Consider the following 24,254-nt stretch of genomic DNA (forward strand, 5'->3'; position numbering starts at 1 on the left):
GGTGTCAGGCCGGCCCGTACGACGACGGCCCCTCGGCTCCGCGGAAGCGCGTGCCACCGTCCGCGTTCACCGGGAGCGCCGGACCCGCACGCCGTGCCGCGTCGCGCAGGCGACGGATGAACGCCGGGTCCTCGGGCTCGAGCTCGTCGTCCGGGGCGACCGTCACGCAGAGCTCGCTCGCCGGGCCGACGAGCAGGATCGACGTCGACACCGAGCCGTCGTCACCGACGCTCGGCACCGTGATCGTGTCGGTGCGCGAGTTCGCTCCGAGGACGGCCGCGTAGTCGGCGACCGCGTCCGCGATCAGGTCCCCGGTGAGGATCTGGCTCGCGTCGTAGTTGATGTACTTCACGTCTCCTCCTCATCTCTCCCTCGACGGTAGGTACCGCGTGTGCGAGGAGGTCTGGAGTGTGCGTTCCGTGGCCAGTCCACTCCTCGGGGCGTGCGGCGGTCAGACCTCAGGCGGGTCCGTCCGGAGGCGCTTGGCCTCCGGCTCGTCGGAGTGCGACGACGCGGCGTCCGTGAACCGTCCGCCGCCCACCACCGCGATGCGGCGCCCGAGCTCGTTGACCAGGTCCTCGTCCTCGGGCTCCAGCTCGTCGTCCGGCGCCGCCTCGACCATGATCTGGGAAGCCGGGCCGAGCAGGACCTCCGCCGTGGTGCCGTAGCCCTCGGCGTCCGCGGTCGGGATCTCGACGATGTCCGTCGTGCCGTTCTCGCCGAGCGCAGCGGCGTAGGCGAGCACCGCCTCGGCGATCGCGTCGCCGGTCATCACTCGGTTCTCTCCGTAGACCACGTACTTCATCGGTCCAGTCAACGCTGCATCCTCGGTGGGCACTCAGCTCGGACGGGCCTCGGGGGACGCGCTGCTCCTCCGCCACGCCGGGACTGCGCGGCTGCGGAGATCGGCTCTTCCCAGTTCTGGGGACTGGTCAGGGCAGCACGCACCCGGTGGACTGGACCCATGCGATCGTTCCACCCCCTCGACACGTCAGCGCTGCTCCGGGTCGAGATCGTCGACGCGATGATCCGTGTGCTCCGTGCGAACGCCCTGCACGAGGTGTCGTACGAGCACGTGGCCACCGAGGCGTCGCAGCCGCTCGACGTCGTCACCGAGGTGTTCCCGACCTGGGACGGACTCCTGCTCGCCACCATCGACCAGTGGAACGACCAGCGGACCACCGCGCTGCTGCCGATCGCCGAGCGCAGCGGCACGATCGTGTTCCTCCGCGCCATCGTCCGCGCGAACGTCGCCGACCCGTCGCTCATGCGCTTCCTGACCTCGACGCTCAACATCGCCGCGACGCCGCACCACCCGCTCGCACCGATGCTCCACCTGCGCTGGCGTCGCTTCCACGGGTTCGTGCTGGCGGCCCTGCAGCGGGACGTCGAGCTCGGCCGGGAGCCGCGCACCATGGAGCCGGCTCGTGGCGCCGAGCAGCTCCTCGCGACGTACGAGGGGCTGCAGCTGCAGTCGATGGTGCGGCCGGAGATGGACCTGCTCGAGTCGTTCGACCGCGCGGTCACCCGACTCCGCGAGGGCTGGTCGCGCGAGTACGTGCCGCCGGTGTGGGACCTCGAGACGGCCTGACCGGACTTCCGAGCGCGGCGGCCGACAGCCGTCGGCCGCCGCGTACCGGTCAGTTGTTGAAGCGGAACTCCACCACGTCGCCGTCCTGCATGACGTAGTCCTTGCCCTCGATGCGGGCCTTGCCGTGCGCACGGGCCTCCGCGATCGAGCCCGCCGCCATGAGGTCCTCGAACGAGATGACCTCGGCCTTGATGAAGCCCTTCTCGAAGTCGGTGTGGATCACGCCGGCAGCCTGGGGAGCCTTCCACCCCTTGCCGATCGTCCACGCCCGGGCTTCCTTCGGCCCGGCGGTCAGGTAGGTCTGCAGCCCGAGGGTGTCGAACCCGATGCGGGCGAGCTGGTCGAGGCCGGACTCGGTCTGCCCGGTCGACTCGAGCAGTTCGGCGGCGTCCTCGGGGTCGAGCTCGATGAGCTCCGACTCGACCTGGGCGTCGAGGAACACGGCTTGCGCCGGTGCCACGAGCGCGGCCAGCTCGGCCTTGCGGGACTCGTCGGTCAGGATCGCCTCGTCGACGTTGAAGACGAAGATGAACGGCTTGGCCGACAGGAGGCCGAGCTCGGCGATCGGCGCGAGGTCGATCGAGGTCGCGGAGAGCAGCGTGCCCTGCTCGAGCGCCGCCCTCGCCTCGTTCGCGGTCTCGAGCACGATCGGCTCGGCCTGCTTGAGCTTCACGGTCTTCTCGTACCGGGGCAGCGCCTTCTCGATGGTCTCGAGGTCCGCGAGGATGAGCTCGGTGTTGATGACCTCGAGGTCGTCCTTCGGCGAGACCTTGTTCGCCACGTGCACGACGTCGTCGTCGGTGAAGCCACGGACGACCTGCGCGATGGCGTCGGCCTCGCGGATGTTCGCGAGGAACTTGTTGCCGAGGCCCTCGCCCTCGCTCGCACCCTTCACGATGCCGGCGATGTCGACGAACGACACGGGCGCGGGCACGGTCTTCTCGGAGCTGAAGAGCGTCGCGAGCTGGTCGAGCCGCGGGTCGGGCAGGTTCACCACGCCGACGTTCGGCTCGATCGTCGCGAACGGGTAGTTCGCGGCGAGGACCTGGTTCTTGGTCAGGGCGTTGAACAGGGTCGACTTGCCGACGTTCGGGAGACCGACGATTCCGATGGTGAGAGCCACGGGAGCACAGCCTACCGGCGGCGGCCCGCCGGAGCCGACCCGGTCCTCCAGGCCGGTGCCGTCAGGACGGCCAGATGCCGGACAGGAAGCTCACGAACGTGAGCAGCAGGCCGTGCGCGATCCCGAGCACGATGCCGGCGACCAGCACCGCGGTCACGAGCAGGGTGGTCCCGAGACCGATCCCACGCCGCACGGTGTGCGGCCGCGCGTCCACGCGGTGTGCGCCCGCCAACAGCTCGTCCAGGTCCCTCGGCTCCCCCATGCGCCGACTGTACGTCGCGGCGGGTCAGGACACCAGCGCTCTGAGGCGCTCGTCGACCAGGGCGAGCACCTCGGCCTGGAGGCGCTGGGAACCGCGCCAGTCACCGCGCACCTCGAGCGCGTGGTCCGCACCGTCCACCGTGTGCAGTCCGGCGCGTGTCGTCCCGACCGCGGAGGGCAGCCACATGGGGTCGGCGGAGCCGCCGACGGCGAGCGAACCGGTGCCCGCCCCGGCGAGCGCGGCGACGACGGCCGGATCGGTGAGGACCGGCGTGAGCCAGACCCCGTCGACGCCGTGGCGGACCGCCCAGGGCAGGGCGGAGCACCCGAACGACTTCGCGACGACGAGGTCCGGGCGGCGGCCGTCGAGTGCGCCCGCCACCTGGCGCTCGACGAAGGCCACCGGGTCGTCCTTCGCTGCGGCGTCGACCGTCCACGCCGGCGCGACGACCTCGACGCCGTGCTGCGCGGCGATCGCGCGCGTCCACCAGAGCAGGGGCGCCTGCTGCCCGTACCCGGCACCGGGCAGGACGAGGACGAGCGGGGTCGTGGTGGCGGTGGCGGTCACGCCTCGGACGCTACCGCGCCGGGCCGCAACGCCGAGGCCGCGCGCGGGTGATGTCGGAACCCCGTGCGACCATCGAGGGCGTGCCGTTGAACTTCACCGCGATCGACTTCGAGACCGCGAACAGCTCCCCCGCGAGCGCCTGCTCCGTCGGACTCGTCAAGGTCCGCGGCGGCCGCGTGGTCGAGCGGGCCTCCTGGTTCATCCAGCCACCGCTGGGCCACGACGCGTTCCTCGAGTGGAACACCCGCATCCACGGCATCGTCGCGACGGACGTGGTCGGGGCGAAGGGGTGGGCCGAGCAGTACCGGGACATCGTGGCGTTCGCCGAGGGGGACGTCCTGGTCGCGCACAACGCCCGGTTCGACATGGGTGTGATCGCCGGCGGCTGCTCGGCGACCGGCACGGAACTGGCGGAGCACCACTCGCTGTGCTCGCTCCAGGTGGCGCGCAAGACCTACACGCTCGACTCCTACCGACTCCCGATGGCGGCCCGCGCGGCCGGGTACGAGGGCTTCCAGCACCACGACGCCGCTGCCGACGCCGAGGCCTGCGCCGCGATCGTCGTGCACGCCGCGGGGCAGCACGGGTGCGACACGGTCGAGGCGCTCGGTGCGGCCACCCGGGTGCACATCGCGCCGGTGCGACCGCGGACGGAGCAGCCCCGTGCGGCAGCCCAGCCGCGGCTGTCGAACCGTCCGATGATCTTCGCCGACTGACGATCCCGGGGGGCCGGGCCGCGCGGAGTCCGGTGCTATTGTCACGACATAGCCGTGGGGTGCCGTCGCCGGTGCCCTCCCCACCCGGAGGACCGCGATGACCAACGAGGGCCAGCTGCCGTCCGACTTCTCCACGGACCTGGACCGCTCCGGGCCGGTGCCGCTGTACTTCCAGGTCGCATCGCGGCTCGAGGAGGCGATCCGCTCCGGCGCGATGCCGCCCGGCGCACGGCTCGAGAACGAGATCGCCCTCGGCGAGCGACTCGGGCTCTCGCGCCCGACGATCCGCCGAGCCATCCAGGACCTGGTCGACAAGGGGCTGCTCGTCCGTCGTCGAGGGATCGGCACGCAGGTCGTGCACGGCCCCGTGACGCGCAAGGTGGAGCTGACGAGCCTGTACGACGACCTCGCGCAGGGCTCGCAGGCACCGGCGACCACGCTGCTCGAGCGCACGGACCTGCCGGCGAGCGACGTCGTCGCCGAGGCCCTCGGCACCGCCCCGGGCACGCCGGTCGTCCACATCCGCCGCGTCCGCTTCGCCGAGGACGTCCCGATGGCGATCCTCGAGAACTTCCTGCCGCCCGAGTTCACGGCGATCACCGACGAGGACCTGCGGACGCACGGGCTGTACCAGCTGCTCCGCGGCCGGGGTGTCACGATGCGGGTCGCGAAGCAACGGATCGGGGCACGGGCGGCCACCGACGACGAGGCCTCGCTGCTCGAGATCGAGGACGGTGACCCGGTCCTGACGATGAGCCGCACGGCGTACGACGCGTCGGGCCGGGCGGTGGAGTACGGGGTGCACTGCTACCGCCCGGACCGCTACTCGTTCGAGGTCACCCTCGTCGACAAGTAGGCCGGCGGACCCGCTGCCTCAGCCGGCGGAGGGGACGCCGAGCTCGCCGGTCACGTACTGGGCGCGGCCGAACCCGAACGACCAGTCCTGCGGCCCGTTCTCCACGTAGCCGATGAAGACGTCCTCGCTCGCGACGCCGACCTCGGCGAGCCGGTCGTGCACGGCGCGGTAGAGACCCTGCTTCGCCTCGTCGCTCCGACCACCCTGGGTGAAGACCTGGACCATGACGACGCCCTCTGTCCGCTCGAAGCCGAGACCGGCGTCCTGCGCGATGATCTGCTGCGCCGGGTGCTCGGTGATCACCTGGAACCGGTCGCGCTCGGGGATGCCGTACTCGGCGACGATGGCGGTGTGGATCGCGTCGGCGACGGCACGCACCTGCTCCGGGGTGCGACCGGTGACGAGATCGATGCGGACGAGCGGCATGGTGCCTCCTGGGGGTGCGTGGGGGTGGCGGTGCGCCGTCGCGGACGGGAGGCGCGGTGCCAGCATGCACCGCGCCTCCCGTCCGGTACACGGCCCGTCTCCAGCACCGGTGCCGGCACCTCCGTCGCCGGGCGCCCGCCGCCGGGCGCCGCCGTCGGGCGCCGCCGTCGGGCGTCCTTCGTCAGGGTGCGTCCTCAGGCGTCAGGCGTCGTCTCGTAGAACGCGGGCTTCGCGGTGGCGTAGGTCACGTGCTCGAGGGCGCCGGTCTGCTGCGCCCGCACGGCGACCTCGGCGACGACCGACGCCGTGTAGCCGTCCCAGGCGCTCGGCCCGTCGATGCCCCCGGTGCGGGCAGCGTCCACCCAGCGCTGGACCTCCTCGTCGTACGCGGCGCCGAAGCGCTCGACGAAGGACGGGGTGACGCCCTGGCCCGAGACACCGGCCGACACGACGTTCATCGTCGTCTCGCGCCCGATGTACGCGACGCCGGACTCGAACACGGCGTCGGTCGTCACCTGGTACCCGAACTGCGCGTTGACGTTGATCTCGACGATCGCCATGGTGCCCGACGCGGTGGTGAACAGCACGAACTGCGGCTCCGGCAGGTCGACCGGTCCGAGCGAGTTCCTGCGGGGCTTCTTCACCTCGACCGCGACGATCGGCTCGCCCGTGAGGAACGGGATGATGTCGATCTCGTGGATGACCGAGTCGTGGATGAGCATCGACTCGCTGAAGTTCGGCGGCGTCGTCGGGTTGCGGTGCGCGTGGTGCAGGGCGAGCAGCGCGCCGTTCGTGCCGGACTCGCGGAGTGCCCGGAGCTCCTGGTACCCCTTGTCGAAGCGACGCATGAAGCCGACCTGGATCCGTGGGCGGTCGGACCTCGCCTGCTCGAGCTCGACGATGCGCAGGGAGTCCTCCGCGCTCGTGGTGAGGGGTTTCTCGCACAGGACGGCGAGACCGCGCTCGATCGCCGGCACGAGGACGGGCTCGTGCAGGAACCCGGGCGTCGCGACGAGCACGGCATCGATCGGCGTCGCGTCGAGGGCGTCCTCGAACGACGCTGCGGTGAGCGCCCCCGGTGCCCGCTCGGCGGTGGCGGTGGCCCGGGCGGTGTCCGGGTCGACGACGGCGACGACGTCTGCGCCGGCGATCGTGGACGTGATGCGACGGACGTGGTCGCTGCCCATCGCGCCGGCTCCGACGACGGCGACGCGGAGGTTCTCGGTGGTGCTCACGGGGTTCTCCTGGGGGGTCAGCGGACGCGCGCCGAGGCGGTCGAGCCGAGGATGTGCTGGACGGTGCGCTCGGCGATCGGGCCGGGGGCGTCGACCGAGCAGCCGTACATGTCCTGCTCGACGATGCCGAAGACGTCCGGGTCGATCCGGGCGACGGCCTCGATGACCGGGGCGAGCTCGGGGGTGCCGCGCGGCGGCTCGGTCATGATGCCCTGCGCCACGGCCGTCGCGAAGGGCACGTCGTTCTTGAGCACGTCGAACAGCAGCTCGGTGTCGACCTGCTTGAGGTGGAGGTAGCCGATGCGCTCCGGGTGTTCGGCGATCATGCGGAGGTTGTCGCCGCCGTAGTAGGCGAAGTGCCCGGTGTCCAGGCACAGGTTCGTGTACCGCGGGTCGGTCTCCTCGAGGAAGCGCACGGTCTCGCGGTACGTGCCGACGTGGCTGTCGGCGTGCGTGTGGAACTGCTGGCGGACGCCGAACTCCTCGAGCAGCGCCTTGCCCAGCTGGTCGTGTCCCCTGCCGAGGCGCTCCCACTGCTCGTCGGTCAGGGTCCGCGACTCGAGCACCGCACCGGTCGCGTCCGAGCGCCAGAGGTCCGGGATCGTCACGAGGTGCCGGGCACCGAGCGCCGACGCGAGCCCGGCGACCGCGACCGCCTGGTCCCACGCCCGCTGGAACTGGTCGTCACCCTTGTGGAACCCGGTGAAGACCGTGCCGGCGGACAGCCGGAGGCCGCGGGACTCGAGCTCGTCGGACAGCTGCGCCGGATCGGTGGGCAGGTACCCGTACGGACCGAGCTCGATCCACGTGTAGCCGGCTGCCGCGGCCTCGTCGAGGAAGCGCTGCCACGGCACCTGGCCCGGGTCGTCCGGGAACCAGACGCCCCAGGAGTCGGGGGCGGTACCGATGCGGATCGCGGCGGGGGCGGCCGCTGCGTCGGTGGCAGCGGTGTCGGCGGTGTCGGTCATGACGTCGTCGTCCTTCGTGGGATGGGTTCGTTCAGCCGAGCAGGGGGCGCTGCGACGCGACCTGCTGCTCGTACTCGGCGCGGGCCTGCCGGGTGCTCGGCAGGGTCGAGGTCTCGGCGACGGGGACGTCCCACCAGCCGTCACCCTCGGGGGCGGGCGCGAGCGGGTCGGCGTGCACGTGCACCAGCGTGGTGTGGTCGTTCGCCTTGGCCTGCCGCACGGCCGCGGTCAGGTCGGCGATCACGTCCGGGCCGGGGCGGACCTCGATCACGTCGACGCCGTAGGAGCGCGCGTTCGCGGCGAGGTCGACGGGCAGCACCTCGTCGTTCTCGAACGACCCGGTGTCGTCCCGGTAGCGGTACTCCGTGCCGTAGCGCTCGGAACCGACGGTCTCGGACAGGCGGCCGATCGACGCGTAGCCGTCGTTCTGCACGAGCACGACGACGATCTTGATGCCCTCGGCGACCGCCGTCACCAGCTCGGTGTGCAGCATCAGGTACGAACCGTCGCCGACGAGGACGATCGCGTCGCGGTCCGGGGCGCCGCGTCGCACACCGATGCCGCCGGCGATCTCGTAGCCCATGCACGAGAAGGCGTACTCGACGTGGTACCCGAGCGGGTCGCGGACCCGCCAGAGCTTGTGCAGGTCGCCGGGCAGCGAGCCGGCCGCCTGGACCACGACGTCGCGCGGGTCCGTCGCCGCCCGGACCGCGCCGATGATCTCCGACTGGCCCGGGACCGCGCGTCCGGACGGCACGGACGCGGCGTCGACGACGGCGTCCCACTCCTGCTTCCGCGACGCGACCTCGGCGGCGTACCCGGCGGAGACGGCGTACGACGGGGCGTCCGACGAACCTGCCGTGAGCATCTCGGTCAGCGCGACCAGCGCCTCCCGGGCGTCCGCGACCAGCGGCAGCTGCGAGCCGTGCTTGTGGGCGTCGAACGCGGCGACGTTCACGTTGACGAAGGTCACGTCGGGGTCCTGGAACGCCGTCCGGGACGCCGTGGTGAAGTCGCTGTACCGCGTGCCGATGCCGATCACGACGTCGGCCCGTGCGGCGATCGCGTTCGCCGCAGCCGTCCCCGTCGCCCCGATGCCGCCGAGGTACTGCGGGTGGTCCCAGACGAGCGAGCCGCCGCCCGCCTGCGAGGTGCCGACGGGGATGCCCGTCGTCTCGACGAAGGCCGCGAGTTCGTCCTCGGCACCCGAGTAGAGCACGCCACCACCGGCCACGACCACGGGACGCTCGGCGCTCCGGATCGCCTCGACCGCACGGGCCAGCGGTCCGCGTTCCGGCAGCGGACGCCGGACGTGCCACTCGCGCGGTTGCAGGAACGTCACCGGCACGTCGAGCGCTTCGGCCTGGACGTCCTCGGGCAGGGCGATCGTCACGGCGCCGGTCTCGGCCGGGTCGGTGAGCACCCGCATCGCGGCGAGCGCGATCGGGAACAGCTGCTCGGGCCGTTCGACGCGGTCGAAGAACCGCGACAGCGGCCGGAACGCGTCCGTCACCTGCAGCGACGGGTCGTGGGGCATCTCGATCTGCTGCAGCACCGGATCGGTCCTGCGGGTGGCGAAGGTGTCCGACGGCAGCAGGAGCGCGGGCAGCCGGTTCGTCGTCGCGAGCGCGGCGCCGGTGAGCATGTTCGCCGCGCCGGGGCCGACCGAGGCCGTCGACGCGAAGGTCGCCCGGCGGCGGTGCATCCGGGCGAACCCGACGGCCTGGTGCACCATCGCCTGCTCGTTGCGGGCCTGGTGGTACGGCAGCAGGCCGGGCTGGTCGACGTGGAGCTGCTTGATCGCCTGCCCGAGACCGGCGACGTTGCCGTGCCCGAAGATGCCGAAGATCCCCGGGATCGTGCGCTCGCGGTGGTCGCCGTCGACGGTCCACTGGTTCGCCAGGAACGCGACGAGCGCCTGACCGACGGTCATCCGACGGGTCTGCTCCGGGCCGGCGTGCTGGCTCATCGGGAGGGCTCCTTCTCGTAGGGCAGTCGCGGGTCGATCGGTTCCGAGGTCCACGTCTGCCGGACCCACCCGTGGGCGGGGTCGTCGGTGATGTTCCAGACGCGCTCCGGGTCCGGTCCGGCCATGACGTTGAGGTAGTACATGTCGTAGCCCGGTGCCGCGACGGCCGGTCCGTGCCAGCCGTACGGCACGAGGGCGATGTCCCCGGTCCGCACCTGGCGGAACTCGTCGATGGGCCGGTCGTCCGAGGCGTACGTGCGGTGCAGGGCGAAGGGGTCGGCCTGCTCGGGAGCCTGCACACCACGGGCCACGGCGGCTTCGTAGTAGTAGATCTCCTCGAGGTCCGACTCCTCGCCCGGGCGGTTCGTGTCGTGCTTGTGCGGCGGGTACGACGACCAGTTGCCGGCCGGCGTGATCACCTCGCAGACGATGAACCGCACCGCGTCGAGGGCGGCCGGGGTCCCGAAGTTGTGCACCTGCCGGCTCGACTGCCCCGTGCCGCGGAGTTCCACGGGGACGTCGACGCGGGCGATGTACGTGCTCGGCCGGACCGTCGCCGTGGGCGCCTCGGCCACGGCGACACGACCGGAGCCGGTGATCGTCGCGGCGGTGCCGGACCCCAGGTAGAGGACGTCGGTCGGCCCCTCGAAGACGCCGGTGCGTCCCTCGAGCGCCTGCTCGGTGTCGTCGTACGCCACGGTGAAGCTGCCGGCGAGCGGGACGACGAGGCGCTCGACCGCGTCGGCCGGGAGGCGCAGCTCGCCCCCGTCCTGCAGGGCGCCGGTCCGCAGACCGGTGTGCGTCCACCCCTCGACGCGGCCGTCGACCACGTCGGTCCAGCCCGCCTCGGGGCGGGAGCCCGCCGGGATGAACCAGCGGTCGCGCTGCTGCTGTTCGTTCGCCATGCTGCGCGTCAGCCGTTCGACGGGAAGCCGAGGTCGACACCGCCGTGCACTGCCGGGTCGAGCCAGCGGGAGGTGATCGCCTTCTGCCTGGTGAAGAAGGCCACCCCGTCGGCGCCGTACGCCTTGTGGTCGCCGAACAGCGAGTTCTTCCAGCCGCCGAACGAGTAGTAGGCCACCGGCACCGGGATCGGCACGTTGATGCCGATCATGCCGACCTGCACGTCGCGCTGGAATCGTCGAGCGGCTCCGCCGTCGTTCGTGAAGATCGCGGTGCCGTTGCCGAAGGCGCCGGAGTTGATCAGCTCGAGCCCCTCGTCGTAGGACTGCACCCGAACGACCGAGAGCACCGGACCGAAGATCTCCTCGGTGTAGACGCGACTCGACGTCGGCACCCGGTCGATCAGCGTCGGGCCGAGCCAGAAGCCGTTCTCGTCGCCGTCGGGTCGCACGGTGCGGCCGTCCACCACGACCTCGGCTCCGTCCTGCTCGGCGACCTCGATGTACGAAGCGACCCTGTCGCGGTGCTGCTCGGTGACGAGCGGGCCCATGTCGCAGCCCCGACGTCCGTCGCCGACGCGCAGCGTCGCCGCGCGCTCGCTGATCTTCGCGATCAGCTCGTCGGCGACCGGCTCGACCGCCACCACCACCGAGATCGCCATGCAGCGCTCACCGGCCGAGCCGAAGCCCGCGTTGACCGCGTTGTCCGCGACGAGGTCGAGGTCCGCGTCCGGCAGCACCAGCATGTGGTTCTTCGCCCCGCCGAGCGCCTGGACGCGCTTGCCGTGCTTCGTGCCCGTCTCGGACACGTACCGGGCGATCGGCGTGGACCCGACGAACGAGATCGACTCGACGTCGGGGCTGGTGAGGAGCCCGTCGACCGCTGCCTTGTCGCCGTTGAGCACCGTGAACACGCCGTCGGGCAGACCGGCCTCCCGGAACTTCCGCGCGAGCCACATCGCGGCGGACGGGTCCTTCTCGCTGGGCTTGAGCACGACGGTGTTGCCGGCGGCGATCGCGATCGGCAGGAACCAGAGCGGCACCATCGCCGGGAAGTTGAAGGGCGAGATGATGCCCACGACGCCGAGCGGTTGACGGATCGAGTACACGTCGATGCCGGTCGACACCTGGTCCGAGAACTCGCCCTTCATCAGCGACGGGATGTTCGTCGCCAGCTCGACCACCTCCTGCCCGCGGGCGATCTCCCCCAGGGCGTCGTCGATGACCTTGCCGTGCTCGCTCGTGATGATCTCGGCGAGCTCGGCCTTGTCCCGGTTGAGGACCTCACGGAACGCGAACATGATCTGCTGGCGCTTCGCGAGCGACAGGTCCGACCACGCCGGGAACGCCGCCTTGGCACTCGCGATCGCCCGCTGGACCTCGGCCTCGTCGGCCAGGGCGACCCGCTTCGTCACGACGCCGAGCGCCGGGTCGTGGACCGGGGCGGTCCGACCGGAGGCCGAGGCGACGTGCTCGCCGTCGATCCAGTGCCCGACCGTCGTGCTGCCGGCGCTGGTCTCGGTGCTGGTGGTCATGCGGTGCTTCCTTCCGGGACGGACGGGTCCAGGGCGGCGGACGGGGCAGGCGAGTCGGCGCGACGGCGAGCCGGTGTGGAGCGATCGCCCCGTGCCTCCCGGCTGTGGACGAGGGCGGCGGCGACGTCGACGGCGGCGGCGACGTCGCCGTCCTGCGGGTAGAGCAGGGTGCGACCGACGACGAGCCCGCGGACGCCCGGCAGGGCGAGCGCGTCGTCCCAGGCGGCGTACGTCTCGTCCGGACTGCCCGACGGGTCGCCGCCGAGCAGCAGCGTCGGCAGGGTGGTCGCAGCCATCACGCGTGCCATGTCGTCGACGACCGGGACCTTGAGCCAGCTGTAGGCGCTCGACTCGCCCAGGCCGGCGGCGATCGCCATCGACGTGATGACGGCGTCGGCGCTCAGGTCGTTGACGACCCTGCCGTCCCGCCACGAGGACATGAACGGCTCGAGCATGATCGGAAGCTGCAGGGCCGCGGCCTCGGTCACCGCCCGCGCCGTCGCCTCGAGCGTCGAGGCGGTGCCGGGATCGTCGAGCGCGATCCGGACGAGCAGCTTCGCGACGTCGAGCCCGGCGTCCGTGATCGCCTGCGCCGAGTACGCGGTGTAGCGGTCGTCGAGCTCGAACGATGCTCCGCGCAGGCCGCCGCGGTTCATCGAGCCGACGACGACCTTGCCGTCGAGCGCCCCGAGGAGCGCCAGGTCCTCGAGGACGTCCGGCGTGCCGAGGACCCCGTCGACGCCCGGGCGGCCGAGGGCCACGACGAGCCGTTCGAGCAGGTCGTACCGGTCGGCCATCGCCGAGGCGTCGTCGCGGACCGCGAGCGCACCGCGCGCGGGGTGGTCCGCGGCGACGATGAGGAGCCTGCCGTCCTCGGCGAGCAGCGGACGGCGGATCCGGGTCCGCAGGACCTCCGCGACGCGTTCCGGTGACCCGGCGCGCAGGTCGCGCAACCGGGCGAAGTCGGCCGGGCTGACCTCAGGCACCGACGCCCTCCTCCGCGGTCGCCGGCGCGGGGTTCGTGCGCAGGAAGCCCTCGACCTCGTCGCTCGTCGGCATCGCGGTCGAGCACTCGAACCGGGTGGCGACGATCGCCCCGGCCGCGTTCGCGAAGGCGAGGGTGCGGTCGAGGCTCCAGCCCTGCAGCAGCCCGTGCACGAGTGCTCCGCCGAACCCGTCGCCGGACCCGAGGCCGTTGACGACGTCGACGGCGTGCGGTCGGTACGCGACGGTCTCGTCGCGGGTCTTCGCCAGCACGCCCCTCGGGCCCTGCTTCACGATCGCGAGCTCGACGCCGCGCTCGAGCAGGGCGTCGGCGGCGCGCAGGGGGTCGGTCTCCCCCACGGCGATCTCGCACTCCTCACGATTGCCGACGGCGACGGTGGCGTGGTCGAGGGCGACGGCGACCTCGCGCGTCGCGGCCGCCGGCTCGGGCCAGAACACCGCTCGGTAGTCGAGGTCGAGCACGGTGTGTCGCCCGGTGGCGCCCGGCGCCCGCAGTGCCGCGCTCCGTGCCGCGGCGGCCGCGTGGTGCGCGCTGCGGCTCGGCTCCTCGCTGAGTCCCGTCACGGTCGTCCAGAACACCCGCGTCCGTTCGATCGCGTGCAGCGGCAGGGACTCCGACGTGATCATCAGGTCCGGCGCCTTCGGCGCGCGGTAGAAGTAGAGCGGGAAGTCGTCCGGCGGGAAGATCTCACAGAACGCCACGGGCGTGTTGAGGCCCTCGACCGGCTCGACGAAGTCGTTCGCGACGCCGAACTCGGGCAGGGTGCGGGCGATGTAGCGGCCGAAGGGGTCGTTGCCGGTGCGGGTGATCACCGCTGCGTCCGCGCCGTGCCGGGCGGCGGCGACGGCGACGTTGGTCGCGCTCCCACCGACGGACTTCGAGAAGGTGGTGACGTCCTCGAGCGGTCCGGTCTGCTGCGGGTAGACGTCGACACTGACGCGTCCCATCGTGATCACGTCGTGGACGTGCGGGGCTTCGTCGGTCATGCGACGCGGGACCTTCCGGGCGGCTTCATCGGCGGACGAGCACGACTGTACACGGACTTTGCGCTGATGTCAGTACATGAACCGGGCTGCTGTCGGGCGCCTCTCCGGCCCGGAGGCGCGTGTCGGTGGGACCTGCCAGGGTCACGACATGCAGATCCTCGCCCTGGTCATCGGCCTCGTCCTCGGTACGGCCGTCGGTGCCGTCGTCGCGTGGTCGCTCGCCCGCTCGCGCGCCGGGGTGGACGCGGCAGCCGCACGGGCGACGGCCGACGTGCTGCGTGCGCAGCTCGACTCGGTGCGCGCCGACGCCGAGGAGCGCCTCGACGCCCAGGACGCCCAGTACCGCCGGCAGGTCGACTCCCTCGAACGCCGTGCCGCCGAGCTCGAGCACCTCGTGCAGCGCATGCACGGCGCCGACGCGGCGCGGAACCAGGGCGAGTCGAAGGTGCTGTCGGCGCTGAGCCCCGTCGCGCAGACGCTCGACCAGATGCGCGCGAAGATCACCGAGCTCGAGCAGTCGCGGACCGAGCAGTACGGCGCCCTGTCCGCCCAGCTGCGATCGGCCGCCGAGTCCGAGGAACGGCTCCGCGCGACGGCGGACACCCTCGCGAGCGCCCTCTCCTCGAACAGCACCCGGGGCGTCTGGGGCGAGACGCAGCTCCGGAACGTCGTCGAGGCCGCGGGGCTCCTCGAACGCGTGGACTTCGACGTGCAGTCCTCCGTCACGACGACCGCGGGGACCGCCCGACCCGACATGGTCGTGCACCTGCCCGGCGGCAAGACGATCGCCGTCGACGCGAAGGTGCCGTTCAGCGCCTACCTGCAGGCGGCCGAGATCCCGGCGAGCGCGACGGGTGCCGAGGGTGCCCGGCGCGAGCAGCTCATCGCGCAGCACGTCAAGGCGCTCCGGGCGCACGTCGACGCCCTCGCCGCCCGCGAGTACTGGACGGGCTACGACGCGTCGCCCGAGTTGACGATCGCGTTCATCCCGTCCGAGTCGCTGGTCTCGAGCGCGCTGGCCGCCGACCCCGGACTGCTCGACCACGCCTTCCGCAAGCGCATCGCACTGGCGTCACCCGTCACGCTGTGGTCGGTGCTGAAGACGGTGGCGTTCTCGTGGCAGCAGGACGTCGTCACCGCCGAGGCACGCGAGCTCTTCCGGGTGTCCCGCGAGCTGTACGGCCGCCTGGCCACCATGGGCGGGCACGTCGACAAGCTCGGCCGGGCGATCCGGGGGTCCGTCGTCGACTACAACCGCTTCGTGGGGTCGCTCGAGCGCCAGGTGCTGCCGAGCGCCCGGCGGCTGTCGCTGCTCGACGAGTCGAAGGTGCTCGCCGACCCGGCGACGATCGACGACGAGCCGCGGCTGCTCACCGCGCCGGAGCTCGTCGGCGCCCTCGACGAGGACTGACCGCGCGGCGCCACGGCACGAGGCGCCACGGCGCGAGGTGCTCCGGCACGACGAGAAGCACCCCGAACCACGTGATCGCGTGGTTCGGGGTGCTTCTCGTCGTGCGAGCGGTCAGGCGTCCCGACGGCCGTCAGCGGCCGGAACGGATCAGAACCACTTCTCGGCGCGGTGGTCGGCCTGGATGCGGCGGATCGTGTTCGAGCGCGAGCGGAGCACGAGCGAGTCGGTGTGGATGACACCGCGCGACCGGCGGACGCCGTCCACGAGGACACCGTCGGTGACGCCCGTCGCGACGAAGAACGTGTTGTCGCCCGTCACGAGGTCGTCCTGGTCGAGGACCTTGTCCAGGTCGTGCCCGGCGTCGAGTGCCTTCTGGCGCTCCTCGTCGTCCTTGGGCTGGAGCTTGCCGAGGATCACGCCGCCGAGCGCCTTGATCGCGCACGCGGTGATGATGCCCTCGGGCGTACCGCCGACACCGACGCACATGTCGATCTTCGAACCGGGCAGTGCCGCCGAGATGCCACCGGCGACGTCGCCGTCGAGCAGCAGGCGCGTGCCGGCTCCCGTGGCGCGGATCGCGCGGATGAGCTCGTCGTGGCGCGGACGGTCGAGGACGGCGATCTGCATGTCCTCGATGTCCTTGTGCTTCGCCTTCGCGAGCGCACGGATGTTCTCGCCGATCGGCTTCTCGAGGTCGAGGACGCCACGGCCCTCGGGGCCCGCGGCGATCTTGTCCATGTAGAACACCGCCGACGGGTCGTACATCGAGCCGCGGTCGGAGACGGCCATCACGGAGATGGCGTTCTGCCGGCCGGCGGCGGTGAGCGAGGTGCCGTCGATCGGGTCGACCGCGATGTCGCAGGCCGGGCCGTGGCCGTTGCCGACGTGCTCGCCGTTGAAGAGCATCGGGGCGTCGTCCTTCTCGCCCTCGCCGATGACGACCACGCCGTCGAAGTTCACCGTGCCGAGGAACTTCCGCATCGCGTCGACGGCTGCGCCGTCCGCGAGGTTCTTCTCGCCCCGGCCGACCCACGGCTGCGCACGGATCGCGGCGGCCTCCGTCGCACGCACGAGCTCGAGCGCCAGGTTGCGGTCGGGCTGGAGGAACAGGGAGCCGGTCTCAGTCGTGGGAGTCACGACCAGAGCCTACCGACCGGGCTCCGGGGCGGCCGCACGGGTGCACGGACGTGCACGCTGTAACCCGTTGAGGAGCCCTGACTAGGCTCGGCGGGGAACCACCAGTCGAAGGAGATCGCAGTGCCCATCGCAACGCCGGAACAGTACGCCGAGATGCTCGAACGAGCGAAGGCCGGCAAGTTCGCCTACCCCGCGGTGAACGTGTCCTCCTCCCAGACGATCAACGCGGTCCTCCAGGGCCTGCAGGAGGCCGGCTCGGACGGCATCCTCCAGGTCACGACCGGTGGCGCCGACTACTTCGCCGGGCACACCGTGAAGAACCGCGCCGCCGGCGCCCTCGCGATGGCCCGCTTCGCCCACGAGGTCGCGAAGAACTACGACGTCACGGTCGCGCTGCACACGGACCACTGCCCGAAGGACGCCCTCGACGGCTTCGTCATGCCCCTCATCGCCGCGAGCGAGGAGGAGGTCCGCCAGGGCCGCAACCCGATCTTCCAGTCGCACATGTGGGACGGGTCGGCCGTGCCGCTCGACGAGAACATCGAGATCGCCCGCACGATGATCGAGAAGACGCGCAACATCAACGCGATCCTCGAGGTCGAGATCGGCGTCGTCGGCGGAGAAGAGGACGGCGTCCAGCACGAGGGCACCAACGACGCGCTCTACACGACCCCGAACGACGTCGAGAAGGTCGTCGACGCGCTCGGGCTCGGCGACCGGGGTCGCTGGATCGCCGCGCTCACGTTCGGCAACGTGCACGGCGTCTACAAGCCGGGCAACGTCAAGCTGCGCCCGGAGCTCCTCGGCGAGATCCAGGCATCGGTCGCGCAGAAGCACGGCACCGGTGAGAACCCGCTCGACCTCGTCTTCCACGGCGGCTCCGGCTCGACCGACGACGAGATCCACGAGGCCGTGCGCAACGGTGTCATCAAGATGAACATCGACACGGACACGCAGTACGCGTTCACGCGCTCGATCGCCGACTCGATGTTCCGGAACTACGAGGGCGTGCTGAAGATCGACGGCGAGGTCGGCAACAAGAAGCAGTACGACCCGCGTGCCTGGGGCAAGGTCGCCGAGACCGCCATGGCGGCCCGCGTCGTCGAGGCGGCGAAGGTCCTCGGCTCGGCCGGCAACAGCAAGGGCTGATCGGCACCACCAGCCGGGAGGAACGGGGCGCGTCCGCAAGGACGCGCCCCGTTCCGCGTCCGGTCACCGCCACCGCCCGTGCCACGATGGGCGGGTGACCTCCGACGCCATCGCCTCCTCGTTCGCCCAGTACGTCACCGAGTCCCCCACCGCGTTCCACGCGGCCGCGGTCGCGCGGGACCAGCTCGTCGCAGCGGGGTTCACCGAGCTGTCGGAACTCGACGCCTGGCCGACCGAGGCGGGCGCCTACGTCGTCATCCGCGACGGCGCGGTCATCGCCTGGCGTCTGCCGGAGTCGGCGACGCCCACCACCCCCTTCCGGATCCTCGGTGCCCACACCGACTCCCCCGGCTTCCGCATCAAGCCGAACCCGGCCGTGCGCGTGGGCGGGTGGGAGCAGCTCAACGTCGAGGTCTACGGCGGCGTGCTCCTGTCGACCTGGTTCGACCGCGACCTCCGCATCGCCGGACGTGTGGTCGACGCCGACGGATCGGTGCGGCTCGTGTCGACCGACGCGGTCGCGCGGATCCCGAACCTCGCGATCCACCTCGACCGCGGGGTGAACGACGGCAAGGAGATCGACCGGCAGCGCCACACCCTGCCGGTCGTCGGCACGGACGGCACCACCGGCGGCACCGACGTGCTCGGGTGGCTGCGCGGCCGGCTCGGGGAGGACGCGGTCTCGTGGGACCTCTTCCTCGCGGACACACAGCCCCCGGCGCGCATCGGCATCGATCGGGAGTTCCTCGCGTCCGGCCGCATGGACAACCTGACGAGCGTGCACGCCGGGCTCCGCGGGGTCGTCGACGCACCGACCGACGGCGACCACATCCCGGTGTTCGCGGCGTTCGACCACGAGGAGATCGGTTCCTCGACCCCGTCCGGTGCCGGGGGCCCGTTCCTCGAGGACGTGCTCGGCCGTGTGCAGGAGGGGCTCGGTGCCACCCGCTCCGAGGCCGCCCGGGCGTTCCGGGCGTCCTGGCTCCTGTCGAGCGACGCCGGACACCTCGTCCACCCGAACCAGCCGGAGAAGCACGACCCGACGAACCGTCCGCGTCCGGGAGCGGGCCCGCTCCTGAAGATCAGCGCGAACCAGCGCTACATGACCGAGGCGAAGGGCGAGGCCGTCTGGGCGACCGCCTGCGACACCGCCGGCGTCTCCTGGCAGCCCTTCGTCAACGTGAACACCATCCCCGGTGGCTCGACCATCGGCCCGATCGCGGCGACGCGGCTCGGCATCCCGACGATCGACATCGGCGTCGGCCTGCTGTCGATGCACTCGGTCCGCGAGCTCGTGCACGTGGACGACCTCGCGGCACTGCACGGCGCCGTCGCCGCCTTCCTCGCCGGGTAGGCGGGTCACGGCCCGGCCGGCCGGACAGCGCCGGCTGGCCCGCTGGTCAGAGCGTCACGACCACCTTGCGCGCGGACACCCCTGCACGCTGCCGGTCGATCGCGCCCTGCACCGCGCCCGGCCCGTGCCCGACGACGAGCGGCTCCGGCATCGGTCGGATCGAGCCGTCGGCGAGCCCCTCGGGCAGGACCCGGCCCCACAGCTCCGGGCCCAGGTCGTCGTCGCGCAGGCTGCTCCCCCACACGAACGCGGCCCGGATCCCCGCACGACGGGCACGCAGCGTGAGCGCCAGCGTGGCGAGTCCGAGGCGGGTGAACACCGGGAGCATCGCCGGGAAGAGTCGCCGACGGCCGGCGATCCGGTCGAGGGAGACCGGCGTGCTCGCCATCGCCAGCGCGGTGCCACCCGTCCGGCGGAGCACCTCGATGCACGCGGCCGTCGAGGTCGTCCCGAGCGCGACGGCACCGACGACGGGGCGTCCGGCGACGCCGGCGACGAGGTCGTCCACCGCCGTCGGCGAACCGTGGTCGACGACGACCTCGGCCCCGAGCGACCGGACGGTCGCGGCGTTCCGGGGCGACGCGGTGCTCACGACCGCGTACCCAGCGGCACGGGCGAGCTGCACCGCGTTCATCCCGACGCTCGTCGAACCACCCCAGACCACGACGACGCCGGAGCGGTCCGACGGCGCGTCGGCGGCCCCGGGGAGCGGGAGCCCGAGGTGCTTCGGCTGGAACAGCGCGCAGGCGGCGGTCGAGGCCCCGAGCGGCAGGACCGCGGCCTGTTCGAGGGGCACGTCGTCCGGCACCGCGGCGGTCAGGCGTTCGAGCAGCGCGGTGTGTTCCTGGAACGCGCCCTCGTGCACCGGGTCGCGGCCACGGTCGGTCCCGGTCGCGAGTCCGACGACGCGGTCGCCGACCGCGAAGCGGGTGACGCCGGCGCCGACGGCGACGACCTCGCCGGCGACGTCCGAGCCGAGCACCGCCGGCGTCCGGAGCCAGCGGTAGGTCACCGGCCCCGTGCCCTGGATCACCCAGTCCACGGGGTTGACGGCAGCGGCGCGGACGCGCACGACCACCTCGTCCTCGGCGGGGACGGGGACCGGTACCCGGTCGACGACGAGTGCGCCCCGGGGTTCACGGAGCAGAGCGGCGGAGTTGTCGGGCACGGCGGGCCTTTCGTCACGAGCGATGACACCTGGTGTCGTCACTCTACCCACCCTCGGCACCGAGTGTCATCACTAGGGTGTCCCCATGGCGAGATGGGCACCGGACACCCGTGAGCGACTGCGGACCGCCGCGATGGCGCTCTTCGCGGAACGCGGCTTCCAGGCGACGACGGTCCCCGACATCGTCGCGCGTGCGGGCGTCACCCGGCGCACGTTCTTCCGCCACTTCAGCGACAAGCGCGAGGTCTTCTTCGGCGACGACGAGATCCCCGCGATCGCGACCCGGATGATCGAGACCGCGCCGGCCGAGGAGGCACCGATGCACGTGGTCCTCGACGGGCTCCGTCGGCTCGCGGCCGAGCGGTTCGACCCCCGCCGCGACCAGGTGCTCGCCGCACGACGGATCATCAGCGAGGAGCCCGACCTGCGGGAGCGGGACCTGCGGAAGCAGGAGGACCTGCGGGCGGCGGTCCGGGACGGCTTCCGTCGCCGCGGCGAGGACGACCGGACCGCCCGCTCCGTCGCCGGGCTCACGGTCCTCGTCCTGCAGACCGCGCTCGAGACGTGGCTCGAGGACGCGGACGGCACACCGCTGCAGGACCACCTCGACGCCACGGTCGACCGGGTCACCGGACTGCTCGACACCGGTCGCTGACGGGCGCACGGCCCCCACACGACAGCGAGGGCCCGAGGGTCAGGCCCCGGACTGCTGCATCAGCACCTGCACGAAGCCCGGGTCCTGGAACATCACCACGGCGAAGGCGACCAGGCTGACGAGCGACGCCACGGCCCCGCCGAGCAGCGGGACCCAGAAGGTCCACCTCCGAGCGGCCAGCCGACGCAGGGACCACCACGCGACGATGGCGAACACGACCACGTTGCCGATGGCTCCGACGGCAGCGGCGGTCGACAGCGCCGTGGGGTCGGAGAGCTCCAGGCCCTGCTGTTCGAACGCCCTGCGCACGGCGGAGGCGACGTCGCTCACGGCGAGCGACTGCACGACCGACAGCAGACCGAACGCCAACAGGGCGACCGTCACCACGAAGTCGAACTGCGACGCCCCGAAGCGGCTCGAGAGCGTCGGCCGCTCCTGACCGGCCGCGGCACCCCGCGACGGCCCGGCGCCGGTGCCACCGGGGGTGCGGCGGTCCGTCGGACGGGTCGTGCGTGCCGTGCCACGGTCGGTCGGCCCCTGGGTCGCCGCGCGGGCACGGTCGTCGGCCTCGCGCCGCTGCCGGTCGCGCCGTTCCTGCTCGACCAGGACCGGGTTCACCCAGCCCTCCGGCGCGTACTCGCCGTACTCGGGAGCGGGCGTGCCGTGGACCCGGCCGTCCCGTCGACCGGAGGCCGGTGCGGCGGAGGCGGGACGGGCCTCCAGGCCGAGGGCGGTCTCGTCCACGTGCCCCGGTTCACGGGCCGGTGCCGACGACCAGTCGCCGCGGAGGCCGCTCACGAGCGACGCCCGCCGAGGGCGCGGGTGGGGTTGCCCGCGGCGTCCGTGCGGAGCTCCTTGGGGAGCGAGAACATGAGGTCCTCGTGCGCCGTCACGACCTCTTCCACGGTGCCGTAGCCGGCGTCCGCGAGCTGCTCGAGCACCTCGGTGACGAGTTCCTCGGGCACCGAGGCACCGCTGGTCACACCCACCGTGCGGACACCGTCGAGCCAGTCCTGGCGGATCTCCTCGGCGTAGTCGACCCGGTGGGCGGACGCCGCACCGTACTCGAGGGCGACGTCGACGAGGCGCACGCTGTTCGAGGAGTTCGCCGAACCGACGACGATGACGAGGTCGGCGTCGGGCGCCACCTTCTTCACCGCGACCTGGCGGTTCTGCGTGGCGTAGCAGATGTCGTCCGACGGCGGGTTCTCGATGGACGGGAACCGCTCACGGAGCAGGCGGACGGTCTCCATCGTCTCGTCGACGCTCAGGGTGGTCTGCGACAGCCAGACGAGGTTGTCGGGGTCGGGCACCTCGAGCGCGGCGACGTCCTCGGGTCCGTTGACCAGGATCGTGCGCTCGGGCGCGTGGCCCATGGTGCCCTCGACCTCCTCGTGACCGGCGTGGCCGATCAGGACGATCGTGCGGTCCGCCTTCGCGAAGCGGGTGGCCTCGCGGTGGACCTTGGTGACGAGGGGGCAGGTCGCGTCGATCGCGTGCAGGTCGCGTTCTGCGGCACCGGCCACGACGGCGGGTGCGACGCCGTGCGCACTGAAGACGACGTGTGCGCCGCGCGGGACCTCGGCGACGTCGTCGACGAACACCGCGCCGCGCTGCTCGAGCGTGGAGACGACGTGGACGTTGTGGACGATCTGCTTCCGCACGTAGACCGGCTCGCCGTACTGCTCGAGCGCCTTCTCGACGGCGACCACGGCACGGTCGACACCCGCGCAGTACCCGCGGGGCGCGGCGAGCAGGACCTTCTTCGTGCCGGCGACCGGCTCGTCCCGCAGCCGACCACGCGCTGCGTGCACCCGCGGCGGGGCGAGTGGGACCGTGCGGCCGTTGGTGATCGTCACGTCCCCGATGATAGGTGCCGGGCACGCGCGGGGCCTGGGTGCGTCCGGGGCCGAGCCGGGCCGTGACGACGTGGTGGAGCACCGGCGTGCGGCGCCGCGGGCCGGCGCTGTCGCCGGGATGCGGCACGATGGTGGGCATGGCGATCGAACAGGGCCCGCCGACGGCCGACAACCCGTGGCCCGTCGCCCTGCTCGGGGCGAAGCTCCGCGACTGGATCGACCGACTCGGCACCGCCTGGGTCGAGGGCGAGATCACGCAGTGGAACGTCGCCGGCGGCAACGTCTACGGCAAGCTCAAGGACGTCGAGGTCGACGCGACCGTGTCCTTCTCGATCTGGTCGAGCGTGCGTTCCCGGGTGCCCGCGGACCTGGGGCAGGGCGCCCGCGTCGTCGCCGCGGTGAAGCCGAACTACTGGGTCAAGGGCGGCTCGCTCACCATGCAGGTGATCGAGATGAAGCACGTCGGCCTCGGTGACCTGCTCGAGCGGCTCGAACGGCTCCGGCGCACCCTGGCGGCGGAGGGCCTGTTCGACCCGTCCCGCAAGAAGCGTCTGCCGTTCCTGCCGCACCGGATCGGCCTGATCACCGGCAAGGACTCCGACGCCGAGAAGGACGTCAAGCGGAACGCGCAGCTCCGCTGGCCGCAGGTCGAGTTCCGCACGGTGCACACGGCGGTGCAGGGCGAGCGGGCCGTGGGCGAGGTCACGGCCGCGATCGTCGAGCTCGACGCCGACCCGACCGTCGACGTCATCATCGTCGCCCGGGGTGGCGGCGACTTCCAGAACCTGCTCGGCTTCAGCGACGAGGGACTCGTCCGGACCGCCGCTGCCGCCACCACTCCCATCGTCTCCGCCATCGGGCACGAGGCGGACCGCCCGATCCTCGACGAGGTCGCCGACCTGCGCGCCTCCACCCCCACGGACGCCGCGAAGCGCGTGGTGCCCGACGTGGCCGAGGAACTCGCGAACGCCCGCCAGGCCCGGGCCCGGCTCGGGCTGCGGCTCTCGCACACCCTGTCGGTCGAGGCCGACCGGATCGCCGCCCTCCGGTCGCGCCCGGCGCTGGCGTCGACCGCCTGGCTCGTCGACACCCGGGCCGAGGAGGTCGCACGCGACCTGTCCCGTGCCCGTGAGCTGCTCGACCGACGCCTCGAGCGCTCGCACAGCGACGTCGGGCACCTGACCGGGCGGCTGCGCGCGCTCTCGCCGCGCGACACCCTGCGCCGCGGCTACGCCATCGTGCAGCGGAGTGACGGCGGGGTCGTGCGCGGTACCGAGGACCTCGATGGTGCGACGCCGGTCCACGTCACCCTCGGCGCGGGCACGGCGACGGGGACACTCGAGCCGGAGGGACCGGGGCCGGACGGTTCCGGGGCGTAG

At 72.3% G+C, this 24,254-nt stretch carries 25 protein-coding genes; 8 read left to right on the forward strand and 17 right to left on the reverse strand.

The annotated features are described in order from the left end of the window. Positions 1-4: 4 nt before the first annotated feature. On the reverse strand, positions 5-352 hold the full coding sequence (locus JOD95_RS05330) for a hypothetical protein (RefSeq protein WP_066652733.1): 348 nt from the start codon (positions 350-352) through the stop codon (positions 5-7). Between the two features lie 99 nt (positions 353-451). Next, a complete protein-coding gene (locus tag JOD95_RS05335) occupies positions 452-817 on the reverse strand; it encodes a hypothetical protein (RefSeq protein WP_144411241.1) in 366 nt (121 codons plus the stop codon). Positions 818-964: 147 nt separating this feature from the next. Here JOD95_RS05335 and JOD95_RS05340 point away from each other — a divergent pair, with 147 nt between their 5' ends. Further along, positions 965-1,591, forward strand: a complete 627-nt coding sequence (locus tag JOD95_RS05340) for a TetR family transcriptional regulator C-terminal domain-containing protein (protein WP_066652727.1) — start codon at positions 965-967, stop codon at positions 1,589-1,591. A gap of 49 nt (positions 1,592-1,640) precedes the next feature. On the opposite strand, the gene ychF is transcribed toward JOD95_RS05340, so the two are convergent. From ychF to JOD95_RS05355, 3 genes are all read right to left on the reverse strand, one after another. Continuing rightward, positions 1,641-2,714: a redox-regulated ATPase YchF gene (ychF, locus tag JOD95_RS05345; protein ID WP_066652725.1), complete on the reverse strand. Its 1,074-nt coding sequence runs from the start codon at positions 2,712-2,714 to the stop codon at positions 1,641-1,643. 61 nt (positions 2,715-2,775) lie between these two features. Then, positions 2,776-2,976, reverse strand: a complete 201-nt coding sequence (locus JOD95_RS05350; protein WP_066652723.1) for a hypothetical protein — start codon at positions 2,974-2,976, stop codon at positions 2,776-2,778. Between the two features lie 24 nt (positions 2,977-3,000). Next, on the reverse strand, positions 3,001-3,543 hold the full coding sequence (locus JOD95_RS05355; protein WP_209683693.1) for a hypothetical protein: 543 nt from the start codon (positions 3,541-3,543) through the stop codon (positions 3,001-3,003). A gap of 80 nt (positions 3,544-3,623) precedes the next feature. Here JOD95_RS05355 and JOD95_RS05360 point away from each other — a divergent pair, with 80 nt between their 5' ends. After that, positions 3,624-4,259 (forward strand): exonuclease domain-containing protein, encoded by a 636-nt coding sequence (locus tag JOD95_RS05360; protein WP_209683696.1) that lies wholly within the window; start codon positions 3,624-3,626, stop codon positions 4,257-4,259. 97 nt (positions 4,260-4,356) lie between these two features. Beyond that, on the forward strand, positions 4,357-5,115 hold the full coding sequence (locus tag JOD95_RS05365; protein WP_209683699.1) for a GntR family transcriptional regulator: 759 nt from the start codon (positions 4,357-4,359) through the stop codon (positions 5,113-5,115). Between the two features lie 18 nt (positions 5,116-5,133). Here JOD95_RS05365 and JOD95_RS05370 read toward each other — a convergent pair whose 3' ends face one another. The 8 genes from JOD95_RS05370 to iolC form a co-directional block, all read right to left on the reverse strand. Then, on the reverse strand, positions 5,134-5,541 hold the full coding sequence (locus JOD95_RS05370; protein WP_066652713.1) for a tautomerase family protein: 408 nt from the start codon (positions 5,539-5,541) through the stop codon (positions 5,134-5,136). Between the two features lie 194 nt (positions 5,542-5,735). Further along, entirely contained in the window at positions 5,736-6,776 is a 1,041-nt protein-coding gene (locus JOD95_RS05375) for a Gfo/Idh/MocA family protein (RefSeq protein WP_209683703.1), read from the reverse strand. A 17-nt stretch (positions 6,777-6,793) separates the two neighbouring features. After that, the gene (locus tag JOD95_RS05380) at positions 6,794-7,744 is read right to left on the reverse strand and encodes a sugar phosphate isomerase/epimerase (protein ID WP_209683706.1); all 951 of its coding nucleotides are present in this window, start codon (positions 7,742-7,744) and stop codon (positions 6,794-6,796) included. A gap of 31 nt (positions 7,745-7,775) precedes the next feature. Beyond that, the gene (gene iolD, locus JOD95_RS05385; protein WP_245171578.1) at positions 7,776-9,713 is read right to left on the reverse strand and encodes a 3D-(3,5/4)-trihydroxycyclohexane-1,2-dione acylhydrolase (decyclizing); all 1,938 of its coding nucleotides are present in this window, start codon (positions 9,711-9,713) and stop codon (positions 7,776-7,778) included. Continuing rightward, complete coding sequence (gene iolB / locus JOD95_RS05390; RefSeq protein ID WP_066652709.1) at positions 9,710-10,618, reverse strand: 5-deoxy-glucuronate isomerase; 909 nt, start codon at positions 10,616-10,618, stop codon at positions 9,710-9,712. Before iolB ends, iolD begins: the two co-directional genes overlap by 4 nt. Before the next feature lie 8 nt (positions 10,619-10,626). Next, the gene (locus tag JOD95_RS05395) at positions 10,627-12,150 is read right to left on the reverse strand and encodes a CoA-acylating methylmalonate-semialdehyde dehydrogenase (protein ID WP_066652707.1); all 1,524 of its coding nucleotides are present in this window, start codon (positions 12,148-12,150) and stop codon (positions 10,627-10,629) included. Further along, positions 12,147-13,136, reverse strand: coding sequence for a deoxyribose-phosphate aldolase (locus tag JOD95_RS05400; protein WP_307810381.1), 990 nt, complete (start codon positions 13,134-13,136; stop codon positions 12,147-12,149). The genes JOD95_RS05395 and JOD95_RS05400 overlap by 4 nt, the downstream gene beginning before the upstream one ends. Continuing rightward, a complete protein-coding gene (gene iolC / locus JOD95_RS05405; protein ID WP_209683709.1) occupies positions 13,129-14,142 on the reverse strand; it encodes a 5-dehydro-2-deoxygluconokinase in 1,014 nt (337 codons plus the stop codon). The genes JOD95_RS05400 and iolC overlap by 8 nt, the downstream gene beginning before the upstream one ends. Before the next feature lie 148 nt (positions 14,143-14,290). Between iolC and rmuC the strand changes: the two genes are divergently transcribed. After that, positions 14,291-15,553, forward strand: coding sequence for a DNA recombination protein RmuC (gene rmuC, locus JOD95_RS05410; RefSeq protein WP_209683712.1), 1,263 nt, complete (start codon positions 14,291-14,293; stop codon positions 15,551-15,553). Positions 15,554-15,700: 147 nt separating this feature from the next. Here rmuC and glpX read toward each other — a convergent pair whose 3' ends face one another. After that, the gene (gene glpX / locus JOD95_RS05415) at positions 15,701-16,690 is read right to left on the reverse strand and encodes a class II fructose-bisphosphatase (protein ID WP_081984693.1); all 990 of its coding nucleotides are present in this window, start codon (positions 16,688-16,690) and stop codon (positions 15,701-15,703) included. 120 nt (positions 16,691-16,810) lie between these two features. On the opposite strand from glpX, the gene fbaA reads away from it, so the two are divergent. Together fbaA and JOD95_RS05425 are read left to right on the forward strand one after the other, a co-directional pair. Then, positions 16,811-17,839, forward strand: coding sequence for a class II fructose-bisphosphate aldolase (fbaA, locus tag JOD95_RS05420; protein WP_066652690.1), 1,029 nt, complete (start codon positions 16,811-16,813; stop codon positions 17,837-17,839). Positions 17,840-17,933: 94 nt separating this feature from the next. Next, positions 17,934-19,193, forward strand: coding sequence for a M18 family aminopeptidase (locus tag JOD95_RS05425; protein WP_209683715.1), 1,260 nt, complete (start codon positions 17,934-17,936; stop codon positions 19,191-19,193). Between the two features lie 46 nt (positions 19,194-19,239). Here the strand turns inward: JOD95_RS05425 and JOD95_RS05430 are convergent, their stop codons facing one another. Next, a complete protein-coding gene (locus JOD95_RS05430; RefSeq protein ID WP_209683718.1) occupies positions 19,240-20,361 on the reverse strand; it encodes a zinc-binding alcohol dehydrogenase family protein in 1,122 nt (373 codons plus the stop codon). A gap of 85 nt (positions 20,362-20,446) precedes the next feature. Here JOD95_RS05430 and JOD95_RS05435 point away from each other — a divergent pair, with 85 nt between their 5' ends. Then, positions 20,447-21,016, forward strand: a complete 570-nt coding sequence (locus tag JOD95_RS05435) for a TetR family transcriptional regulator (protein WP_209683721.1) — start codon at positions 20,447-20,449, stop codon at positions 21,014-21,016. A gap of 39 nt (positions 21,017-21,055) precedes the next feature. On the opposite strand, the gene JOD95_RS05440 is transcribed toward JOD95_RS05435, so the two are convergent. After that, complete coding sequence (locus JOD95_RS05440; RefSeq protein ID WP_209683724.1) at positions 21,056-21,814, reverse strand: DUF6264 family protein; 759 nt, start codon at positions 21,812-21,814, stop codon at positions 21,056-21,058. Beyond that, positions 21,811-22,875, reverse strand: coding sequence for a 4-hydroxy-3-methylbut-2-enyl diphosphate reductase (locus tag JOD95_RS05445; protein ID WP_081984691.1), 1,065 nt, complete (start codon positions 22,873-22,875; stop codon positions 21,811-21,813). The genes JOD95_RS05440 and JOD95_RS05445 overlap by 4 nt, the downstream gene beginning before the upstream one ends. Positions 22,876-23,012: 137 nt before the next feature. Here JOD95_RS05445 and xseA point away from each other — a divergent pair, with 137 nt between their 5' ends. Beyond that, positions 23,013-24,254, forward strand: coding sequence for an exodeoxyribonuclease VII large subunit (gene xseA, locus JOD95_RS05450; protein WP_209683727.1), 1,242 nt, complete (start codon positions 23,013-23,015; stop codon positions 24,252-24,254).

It is taken from the genome of Curtobacterium sp. 1310 (genome assembly GCF_017834105.1).
Lineage (GTDB): Bacteria > Actinomycetota > Actinomycetes > Actinomycetales > Microbacteriaceae > Curtobacterium.